This is a genomic window from Phenylobacterium sp., from assembly GCF_044372605.1.
Classification (GTDB): Bacteria; Pseudomonadota; Alphaproteobacteria; order Caulobacterales; family Caulobacteraceae; genus Phenylobacterium.
Window position 1 is genome coordinate 1 of record NZ_JBILRO010000125.1, and the last position, 9528, is coordinate 9528.

Genomic DNA, 9528 nt, shown 5'->3' on the forward strand with positions numbered 1-9528 from the left:
ATCCAGCCGAAATAAACCAGGCGAAGCATAGGTTAGGTTTAGCCGCACTCCATGACAGGCGTGCAAATCAAAAACCCCGGAAGCACGCTTCCGGGGTTTGTCAGATCAGTGACGGGTCTAAGATCTACGCGTCGCCGCCGAAGCCGGCCTCGGCGGTGGGGCCGCTATCCTTGCCCTTTTCGGACGGATCACGGTCGACCAGTTCAATCACGGCCATGGCCGCGTTGTCGCCGTGGCGGAAGCCAGCCTTCAGCACCCGAATGTAGCCGCCGTTACGCTCCGCGTAGCGCGGACCCAGAACGGCGAACAGCTTGCCCACCTGTTCCACGTCGCGCACCTGGCTGATGGCCTGGCGGCGTGCATGCAGATCACCGCGCTTGCCGAGCGTAATCAGCTTCTCGACGAACGGGCGAAGTTCCTTGGCTTTGGGCAGGGTGGTGACGATCTGCTCGTGCTTGATCAGGCTCGCCGACATGTTCGCGAACATGGCCGTACGGTGGGCGGATGTACGCCCCAGTTTGCGGTGGGCTTTACCGTGACGCATCTCATATCTCCCGGGCCACCTGGACCCATGGGACGCTCCCTATATTCCGGAAAACGCCCTGCCTAACCAAGTCCCAGTCTGCTCCTGACCGGGTCAATACGAACCGCCGGGGTCCTCCACCGCTGTTGCGGCTTCAACAGACCCAGACCGCATGAAGCGGCCCGGAACCGGCGGGAAAACTTCCTACATCTGGTCTTCGAATTTCTTCGCGAGCTCTTCGATGTTCTCGGGCGGCCAGTTGGGCACGTCCATACCGAGGTGGAGACCCATCCCGGCGAGAACTTCCTTGATCTCGTTGAGTGACTTGCGTCCGAAGTTCGGGGTACGGAGCATCTCCGCCTCGGTCTTCTGGATCAGGTCGCCGATGTAGACGATGTTGTCGTTCTTCAGGCAGTTGGCCGAACGGACGGAAAGCTCAAGCTCGTCTACCTTCTTCAGCAGCGCCGGGTTGAACGGCAATTCCGGCTTGGCCTCGCCTTCGACCTTCTTCTTCGGCTCTTCGAAGGTGATGAAGATCTGCAGTTGGTCCTGAAGGATACGCGCGGCGTAGGCCACGGCGTCCACCGGGCTGACCGCACCGTTCGTTTCCAGGTCCATGATCAGCTTGTCATAGTCGAGGCTCTGGCCCTGACGGGTCGGCTCGACGCGATAAGCCACACGGCGCACCGGAGAATAGAGGGCGTCGACGGCGATCAGGCCGATCGGCGCGTCTTCGGGACGATTCATCTCGGCGGGCACATAACCCTTTCCGGTCTGGACCGTGAACTCCATGCGGATCTGAGCGCCCTCGTCCAGCGTACACAGCACGTGGTCGGGGTTGAGGATCTCGATATCCGACGGCGCATCGATCTGGCCGGCCGTCACGGCGCCCGGACCGTTGGCGCGCAGCGTCATACGCTTCGGGCCCTCGGCATGCATGCGCAACGCCAGTTGCTTGATGTTGAGAACGATGTCGACCACGTCTTCCCGCACGCCTTCCAGCGACGAGAATTCGTGAACCACACCGTCGATCTGCACCGCGGTCACAGCCGCGCCTTGCAGCGAGGAGAGAAGCACGCGCCGCAGGCTATTGCCCAGGGTCACGCCGAACCCGCGCTCGAGTGGTTCGGCCACCAGACGCGCCTTGCGGGTAGCGTCAGCGCCGAGCTCGATTTGCGGCTTCTCGGGACGGATAAGCTCGTTCCAGTTTCTTTCGATCACGTGTGTCCCTCGAGAACGCAGGATCGCCGGCCGCATTACCGCGAACCGGCGTCAGGGATTGTAGTTCGGACGACTAGACGCGCCGGCGCTTGGGCGGGCGGCAGCCGTTGTGCGGGATGGGGGTCACATCCCGGATGGTAGTGATGGTCATACCCACCGATTGCAGAGCGCGCAGCGCGGACTCACGACCTGAGCCGGGGCCCGAGACGTTGACTTCCAGCGTGCGCACACCGTGCTCGGCGGCCTTACGACCGGCGTCCTCGGCCGCCATCTGGGCGGCATAGGGCGTCGACTTACGCGACCCCTTGAAACCCATCAAACCAGCGCTGGACCAGGAGATCGCGTTCCCCTGAGCGTCGGTGATGGTGATCATCGTATTGTTGAACGAGGCGTTCACATGCGCCACGCCCGACGTAATGTTCTTTCGCTCGCGACGTTTTACGCGCGCCGGTTCCTTAGCCATCGGAGATACGCTCTCTTACTTCTTCTTGCCGGCGATCGGCTTGGCGGGGCCCTTGCGGGTGCGGGCGTTGGTATGCGTACGCTGGCCGCGAACCGGCAGGCCCTTGCGGTGACGCAGGCCGCGATAGCAGGCGAGATCCATCAGCCGCTTGATGTTGACCGAGGTGTCGCGACGCAGGTCGCCCTCGACCATGTAGTCGCGGTCGATGGTCTCGCGGATCTGCAGCACTTCCTGGTCAGACAGCTGATTGACGCGACGGGCGTCATCGATGCCGACCTTGGCGACGATCTCACGGGCTTTCGCCTGACCGATGCCATGAATGTACTGCAGCGCGATCACAACGCGCTTGTTCGTAGGTATGTTGACGCCAGCAATACGAGCCACGTGGGTAGTTCTCCTGATCACGCAAGAGAAGCGCGAACGGCGCGACGACCCCAAAAGCCCGAAGGCATAGGCCGACACGTCCCTCGCGCTCTTTCGCGGAAGCGCACCGTTATAGGGATCGGCGCGTCTCCGTCAATGGCGGAAACAGCCAAATGTGAACGAATTGCATCACCCGCGGACCCGCAAGGTTCCATACGTGTGCCGGGGCTGTCGACGCTGTACGCCGCAGACGCCAAAGAGAAGCATGAGTTCAAGTGAATCGCAATCACCGAAGGGAACGGCTCGAATCAGCTGTCCAGCGCGCCATCGACCGCAGCCGCGACGCTGTCGATAGCTCCCATCCCGTCCAGCTCAACCAGCTTGCCCTGGTTCTTGTAGTACGGCAGCAGCGGCGCGGTCTGCTGGTTATAGGCGTTCAACCGTACGACGAAACTTTCCGGATTGTCGTCGGGACGGCCGGATTCGGCGAAACGACCAGCGATGCGGGCCTTCAGTGCGTCGTCGTCCACCTTCAACCGGAGCACCAGGTCGATCTTGCGCCCGCGACTGGCCAGCATCTGGTCCAGAGCCTCTGCCTGTGGAAGCGTACGTGGAAAGCCGTCGAAGATCGCCCCGCCGGCCGCCTCCGCCTCCGGCAGGCGTTGTTCGATGAGTTCGATGACGATGGCGTCAGAGACCAGCTCACCGCGCTCCATGATGCCGGCCACCCGCTGGCCCAGTTCAGAGCCCGAAGCGATAGCAGCGCGCAGCATGTCGCCGGTAGACAGCTGGACCATATTGCGGCCCTCGACCAGACGCTTGGCCTGGGTGCCCTTCCCCGCCGCAGGCGGCCCGAACAGAATCAGGTTCATCGGTTAGCTCCCCACCGCGACGCTCTTGATGGCGCCGTCCCGCAACGTCACCCAAGGGCCGGGCTTCAGCGGCGCCCGCCCCTCAGCTTCGACTTCTTAATCAGTCCTTCGTACTGGTGCGCCAGCAGATGCGACTGGATCTGGGCAACGGTGTCCATCGTGACGCTGACCACGATCAGCAGAGACGTACCGCCCATATAGAACTGGATGTTCATGAAACCGATCATGGCTTCGGGCAACAAGCAGACCAGGGTGATGTAGGCCGCGCCTATCACCGTCAGTCGCGTCAGCACGAAATCCAGATATTCCGCCGTGCGCTTGCCGGGACGAATGCCCGGCAGGAAGCCGCCGTACTTGCGAAGATTCTCAGCCGTATCATCGGGATTGAACACTACGGAGGTGTAGAAGAAGCAGAAGAAGACGATCAGTGCGCCGTACAGCACCATGAACAACGGCTGCCCGTGTTGAAGCTGGCCGACAATCCCTGGCATCCACTGCAGCCATTCCGGTAGATCCGCCGTCGCGGCAAAACCCATGACGGTGGCCGGAAGCAACAGGAGCGACGAGGCAAAAATCGGCGGGATTACGCCCGAAGTGTTGATCTTAAGCGGCAGGAACGAGGTATCGCCACCCACCATCCGGTTTCCCTGCTGGCGCTTTGGATACTGCACCAGCAGGCGGCGCTGCGAGCGCTCCATGAACACGATGGCGACGGTCACCACGATGACCAGCACCACCATCAGGAACAGCGCGCCTACATTCATCGCGCCGGTGCGGGTCAGCTCCAGGGACTGGAAGATATACTGAGGCAGCACCGCCACGATACCGGCGAAGATGATCAGCGAGATACCGTTGCCGACACCCCGGCTGGTGATCTGTTCGCCCAGCCACATCAGGAACATGGTGCCCCCGGTGAGCGTCACGACCGTTGCGACGATGAAGAACAGGCCGGGGTTTTCCACCAGGCCCGGGCTCTGCGACAAGCTTACGGCAATACCGAAGCTCTGCATTACGGCCAGCACGACGGTGAGATAGCGAGTATACTGGTTTAGCGTCTTTCGCCCCGCCTCCCCGCCTTCCTTGCGCAGCTTTTCCCACGGCGGATAGACCGAGCCCATCAGCTGGACGATGATCGACGCCGAGATGTAGGGCATTACGTTCAGGGCGAAGATGGCCATACGCTCGACAGCGCCGCCGGAGAACATGTTGAACATGCCAAGGATACCCTTGGCCTGGCCCGAGAATGCGGCCTGGAAGGCTACCGGGTCGATGCCCGGGATCGGAATATAGGTGCCCAGGCGATAGACGACCATCGCCATCAGGGTGAACCAGATGCGCTTGTGAAGTTCGGTGGCCTTCGCGAAGGACCCGAAATTCATGTTTGCGGCGAGCTGTTCTGCGGCCGAAGCCATTCAGCAATTCCCCTGGCATCTGGAGCGCCGGGACGGGAAAAATATCCGCCCTCGCCGCTCACAACGCTCCGATCCTGCGGACCGTAAGCCTTCTTGAGACGATCAGATAAGGTGCGTCGAGCCCGATAGCGAGCCCGACCCCACTTTACCTAGGCTGCGGCCTCTTCGGCGGCTTCCACCTTGGTGGTGGTGAGCGTACCGCCAGCTTTTTCCACAGCCGCACGTGCAGCCGCCGTAGCCGAATAGACCGTCAGGGTGAGCTTCGACGTCAGTTCCCCCTTGGCCAGCAGCTTCACGCCATCCTTGGCGCGGCGAATGACGCCGGCCTCAAGCAGGACGTCAGCGTCGATTGGCGCCTTGGCGTCGAGTTTACCGGCGGCGATCGCCTGCTCGAGACGCCAGAGGTTGACCTCGGCGAAGTCCAGACGATTGCGATTGGTGAAGCCGCGCTTGGGCATGCGCATGTGCAGCGGCATCTGGCCGCCTTCGAAGCCATGGATGGACACGCCCGAGCGAGCCTTCTGGCCCTTCACACCCCGGCCGGCGGTCTTGCCCTTGCCCGAACCCGGGCCACGGCCGACGCGCATACGGTTCTTGGTGGAGCCCTCGCGCGGGGCGAGATCGTTGAGTTTGGTCATGTGCCTCTCCTTGGAGATCTGGCGCCGGGAGTATTCCCGACTCGGCTTGATAAAAACTGGCCCTGAAAGGCCAATGGGCCCCGCAGGGCCCAGGTCATGGAGTCTAGCCCTCCACAACCTCCAGCAGGTGCGCGACCTTGGCCACCATGCCGCGAACCGACGGGGTGTCTTCCAGGGTCGAGACGCGACCAACCTTATTCAGGCCGAGGCCGGCCAGCGTCGCGCGCTGGTCCTTGGTACGGCGGATCGGGCTGCCGGTCTGACGAACGGTGATCTGGGCCATGCTTCTAACCTTCCACATCCGCGGCCTGAGCCGCAGCGGCGTCGGCGCGACGACCCATAACGTCCGAGACCTTCTTCCCACGCTTCGCCGCAATCTGGCGGGGCGAGGATTGGGCCTTCAGGGCTTCGAAGGTGGCGCGCACCATGTTGTAGGGGTTGGAGGAGCCGACCGACTTGCCGACCACGTCCTGAACTCCCAAGGTTTCCAGAACCGCGCGCATCGGACCGCCGGCGATGACGCCGGTGCCCGGGGGCGCCGAACGGACCATCACCTTGCCTGCGCCCCAACGGCCGTTGCCGTCGTGATGCAGGGTGCGGCTTTCGCGGAGCGGAACCCGGATCATCGTCTTCTTGGCTTCTTCGGTCGCCTTGCGGATGGCTTCCGGCACTTCACGGGCCTTGCCATGTCCAAAACCGACGCGGCCCTTCTGATCACCCACCACCATCAAGGCGGCAAACGAGAAGCGACGACCACCTTTGACGGTCGCGGCGACACGATTGATGTGCACCAGCTTCTCGACGATGTCGCTGTCGCGCTCTTCTTCTTGGCGATTGCGACCGCCGCCACGCTGTTCGTCTCTGCGAGCCATGATCTTTTCCTTAGAAATTCAGGCCGGCTTCGCGCGCGGCGTCGGCCAGGGCCTTGACCCGGCCATGGTAGAGGTAGCCGCCACGATCGAAAACGACGTCCTTGACGCCCTTTTCCATCGCACGTTGCGCCACGAGAGCGCCGACGCGCGCGGCGGCGTCCTTGTCGGAACCCTTGGCCTTGTCCGCCTTGCCGCCTTCCAGCGACGAAGCCGCCGCCAGGGTCACACCCTGAACGTCGTCTATAACCTGGGCATAGATGTTCTTCGCCGAACGGAAGATCGACAGACGCGGACGCCCATTGGCCACCTTCTTGAGGCGGTTACGAACGCGCGACGCGCGGCGGAGTGTGGAGTCACGAGGAGAGAGCGCCATGGCCTACTTCTTCTTGCCTTCCTTGCGACGCACCGTCTCGCCTTGATAGCGGACGCCCTTGCCCTTGTAGGGCTCCGGCGGACGGATGCGGCGGATCTGTGCGGCGATCTCGCCAACGACCTGCTTGTCGATGCCCGAGATCTTGACTTCGGTCTGCTTCGGCACGGCGAACGTGACGCCGTTCGGCGCCTGGATGTCCACGTCGTGGCTGAAGCCAAGCTGCATGGAGAGCGCAGTGCCCTTCATCGCAGCGCGATAGCCGACGCCAACCAGTTCAAGCGTACGCTCGAACCCTTCGGTGACGCCGTGGACCATGTTGGCCACCAGGGTACGGGAGAGACCCCACATCGCCTGAGCGCGCGTGGTGTCCTGGCGCTTGGAGAGCGTGAGCTCCCCGCCTTCCTGCTTGACCTCGATTTCCTCGGCCACCGTCCAGGAAAGTTGACCCTTGGGGCCCTTCACGGTGACTGTCTGGCCGTCGATGGTCACCGTGACCCCGGTGGGGACGGCGACTGCCTTCTTTCCAATACGCGACATCTTAGTAGACCCGGCAGAGGACTTCGCCGCCCACGTTCGCGTCCCGCGCGGCCGTGTCCGACATAACGCCCTTCGGCGTCGACAGGATCGAGATCCCGAGACCGTTCTTGACGGGCTTCAGGTCCTTGATCGACGAATAGACGCGGCGACCGGGCTTGGAAATACGAGCGATTTCCACGATGACCGGCGCGCCATCGAAGTACTTCAGCTCGACCTCGAACTCCGGGAACGCGCCTGGCTTCTGCACCAGCTGGTAGCCGCGGATGTAGCCCTCATCAGCCAGCACATCGAGGAGGCGCGCGCGCATCTTCGAGGCAGGTGTAAGGACTTTCGAGCGGCCGCGGGCGGCTGCGTTCTTGATGCGGGCGATGAGATCGCCGATGGGATCGTTGACCATCTGGAACCTCCCTTACCAGCTCGACTTGACGAGGCCGGGGATCAGACCCGCGGACCCGAGGTCACGCAGCGAAATCCGGCTCATACGAAGCTTGCGATAATAGCCGCGCGGGCGGCCGGTGACTTCGCAACGGTTGCGAATCCGCGTCTTTGACGAGTTGCGCGGAAGCTCAGCCAGCTTGAGGCGTGCGTCGAAACGCTCCTCCAGCGGCAGGTTCTCGTCGTTGGCGATCTTCTTCAAGGCCACACGCTTTGCAGCGTATTGCTTGACCAGACCCTTGACCCGCTCATTGCGGTTGACGGCGCTTTTCTTGGCCATGTGCTTTTCCTTCCCGCCGCTATTGCTGCTGCTGAACGAACGGGAACTGGAATTCCTTGAGAAGCGCGCGGGCTTCGTCATCGGTCTTCGCAGTGGTGGTGACGATGATGTCCATGCCCCAGATCTGGTCGATCTGGTCGTAATTGATCTCCGGGAACACGATGTGTTCCTTCAGACCCATGGCGTAGTTGCCGCGACCATCGAAGGACGTGGGCTTCAGGCCCCGGAAGTCCTTCACACGTGGCAATGCGATGGTGATCAGACGGTCGAGGAACTCGTACATCTGATCCTTGCGGAGCGTGACCTTGCAGCCCACCGTCATGCCTTCACGCAGCTTGAAGCCGGCGATGGACGTACGGGCCTTGGTCGCGATCGGCTTCTGCCCGGCGATCTTCGCCAGGTCGCCCATCGCCGAATTGATCTTCTTGGAGTCCGCAACGGCCTCGCCCACGCCCATGTTGATGACGATCTTGTCCAGCTTGGGGATCTGCATCTCGTTGGTGTAGCCGAATTGCTCCTTCATCGCCGCGCGGATGCGCTGGCGATACTCGGACTTCAGTCGCGGTTCATAAGCTTGCTCAGCCATGGATCACCTCGCCGGTCGTCTTGGCGACGCGGACCTTCTTGTCGCCGTCCACGCGGAAGCCGACGCGGGTGGCCTTGCCGTTGGAATCCACGATCGCCACGTTCGACAGGTGGAGCGACGCTTCCTTGTGCTTGATGCCCCCTTGCGGATCAGCCTGCGAAGGACGGGTATGACGCTGAACCATGTTCAGGCCTTCCACTACGACGCGGTTATCCTTGGGCAGGATCTTCAGGACAGCGCCTTGACGGCCCTTGTCCTTACCCGTGAGGACCACGACGCGGTCCCCCTTCTTGATCTTGGCTGCCATTACAGCACCTCAGGAGCGAGCGAGATGATCTTCATGTGGTTCTTGGCGCGCAGTTCACGGGGAACCGGGCCAAAAATCCGCGTGCCGATCGGCTCGGATTGCTTGTTGACGATCACGGCCGCGTTCTTGTCGAAGCGGATGACCGAACCATCCTTGCGCTTGATGGCCGAGCTGGTCCGAACGACGATGGCTTGCAGCACATCACCCTTCTTCACGCGGCCACGCGGGATCGCCTCCTTTACAGAGACGACGATCTTGTCACCGACGCCGGCATAACGGCGCTTCGCGCCGCCCAGCACCTTGATGCACATGACCCGGCGGGCGCCAGAGTTGTCAGCGACGTCCAGGTTAGTTTGCATCTGGATCATAGGGGTCGATCCTTACGCTTGGGCCGCGCCGCCGACAGGCAGCACTTCCCAGGTTTTCGTCTTCGATTTCGGCGCGCATTCAACAATGCGAACCTTCTCTCCGACCTTGCAGGCATTGGCTTCGTCATGGGCGTGGTACTTCTTCGACCGACGGACGGTCTTCTTCAGCACCGGATGCAGGAAGGTACGCTCGACCTTCACCACAATCGTCTTGTCGCCCTTATCGGAGACGACTTCGCCCTCTAGAATTCGTTTCGGCATCTGTCGTCGCTCCTCAG

General features: G+C 62.2%; 17 protein-coding genes. All 17 read right to left on the bottom strand.

Annotated features, from left to right (window positions below; translation table 11 throughout):
* Positions 1–124: 124 nt before the first annotated feature.
* Positions 125–544, bottom strand: coding sequence for a 50S ribosomal protein L17 (gene rplQ / locus ACIQ42_RS11100; RefSeq protein WP_397401971.1), 420 nt, complete (start codon positions 542–544; stop codon positions 125–127).
* A gap of 183 nt (positions 545–727) precedes the next feature.
* A complete protein-coding gene (locus ACIQ42_RS11105; protein ID WP_397422257.1) occupies positions 728–1744 on the bottom strand; it encodes a DNA-directed RNA polymerase subunit alpha in 1017 nt (338 codons plus the stop codon).
* 73 nt (positions 1745–1817) lie between these two features.
* On the bottom strand, positions 1818–2207 hold the full coding sequence (gene rpsK / locus ACIQ42_RS11110) for a 30S ribosomal protein S11 (RefSeq protein ID WP_397401975.1): 390 nt from the start codon (positions 2205–2207) through the stop codon (positions 1818–1820).
* A 15-nt stretch (positions 2208–2222) separates the two neighbouring features.
* Positions 2223–2591: a 30S ribosomal protein S13 gene (gene rpsM / locus ACIQ42_RS11115; RefSeq protein ID WP_397401977.1), complete on the bottom strand. Its 369-nt coding sequence runs from the start codon at positions 2589–2591 to the stop codon at positions 2223–2225.
* Positions 2592–2878: 287 nt separating this feature from the next.
* Positions 2879–3442, bottom strand: coding sequence for an adenylate kinase (locus tag ACIQ42_RS11120; protein ID WP_397422258.1), 564 nt, complete (start codon positions 3440–3442; stop codon positions 2879–2881).
* A 65-nt stretch (positions 3443–3507) separates the two neighbouring features.
* Positions 3508–4854: a preprotein translocase subunit SecY gene (secY, locus tag ACIQ42_RS11125; protein WP_397422259.1), complete on the bottom strand. Its 1347-nt coding sequence runs from the start codon at positions 4852–4854 to the stop codon at positions 3508–3510.
* Between the two features lie 149 nt (positions 4855–5003).
* Positions 5004–5492: a 50S ribosomal protein L15 gene (rplO, locus tag ACIQ42_RS11130; RefSeq protein ID WP_397422260.1), complete on the bottom strand. Its 489-nt coding sequence runs from the start codon at positions 5490–5492 to the stop codon at positions 5004–5006.
* 103 nt (positions 5493–5595) lie between these two features.
* Positions 5596–5775 carry a 50S ribosomal protein L30 gene (gene rpmD / locus ACIQ42_RS11135; RefSeq protein ID WP_397401985.1) on the bottom strand — a complete coding sequence of 60 codons (180 nt, stop codon included), beginning with the start codon at positions 5773–5775 and terminating at the stop codon, positions 5596–5598.
* A 4-nt stretch (positions 5776–5779) separates the two neighbouring features.
* On the bottom strand, positions 5780–6364 hold the full coding sequence (rpsE, locus tag ACIQ42_RS11140) for a 30S ribosomal protein S5 (RefSeq protein WP_397422261.1): 585 nt from the start codon (positions 6362–6364) through the stop codon (positions 5780–5782).
* A 10-nt stretch (positions 6365–6374) separates the two neighbouring features.
* Entirely contained in the window at positions 6375–6737 is a 363-nt protein-coding gene (rplR, locus tag ACIQ42_RS11145) for a 50S ribosomal protein L18 (protein ID WP_397422262.1), read from the bottom strand.
* A 3-nt stretch (positions 6738–6740) separates the two neighbouring features.
* The gene (gene rplF, locus ACIQ42_RS11150) at positions 6741–7274 is read right to left on the bottom strand and encodes a 50S ribosomal protein L6 (RefSeq protein ID WP_397422263.1); all 534 of its coding nucleotides are present in this window, start codon (positions 7272–7274) and stop codon (positions 6741–6743) included.
* A gap of 1 nt (position 7275) precedes the next feature.
* Positions 7276–7671 carry a 30S ribosomal protein S8 gene (gene rpsH, locus ACIQ42_RS11155; RefSeq protein ID WP_397401993.1) on the bottom strand — a complete coding sequence of 132 codons (396 nt, stop codon included), beginning with the start codon at positions 7669–7671 and terminating at the stop codon, positions 7276–7278.
* Positions 7672–7683: 12 nt separating this feature from the next.
* Positions 7684–7989: a 30S ribosomal protein S14 gene (rpsN, locus tag ACIQ42_RS11160; protein WP_397401995.1), complete on the bottom strand. Its 306-nt coding sequence runs from the start codon at positions 7987–7989 to the stop codon at positions 7684–7686.
* 19 nt (positions 7990–8008) lie between these two features.
* Entirely contained in the window at positions 8009–8575 is a 567-nt protein-coding gene (gene rplE / locus ACIQ42_RS11165; RefSeq protein WP_397422264.1) for a 50S ribosomal protein L5, read from the bottom strand.
* On the bottom strand, positions 8568–8882 hold the full coding sequence (gene rplX, locus ACIQ42_RS11170; RefSeq protein WP_397401999.1) for a 50S ribosomal protein L24: 315 nt from the start codon (positions 8880–8882) through the stop codon (positions 8568–8570). Before rplX ends, rplE begins: the two co-directional genes overlap by 8 nt.
* On the bottom strand, positions 8882–9250 hold the full coding sequence (gene rplN, locus ACIQ42_RS11175; RefSeq protein WP_293353406.1) for a 50S ribosomal protein L14: 369 nt from the start codon (positions 9248–9250) through the stop codon (positions 8882–8884). Before rplN ends, rplX begins: the two co-directional genes overlap by 1 nt.
* 12 nt (positions 9251–9262) lie before the next feature.
* Positions 9263–9511, bottom strand: a complete 249-nt coding sequence (rpsQ, locus tag ACIQ42_RS11180; RefSeq protein WP_397402001.1) for a 30S ribosomal protein S17 — start codon at positions 9509–9511, stop codon at positions 9263–9265.
* Between the last annotated feature and the right edge of the window lie 17 nt (positions 9512–9528).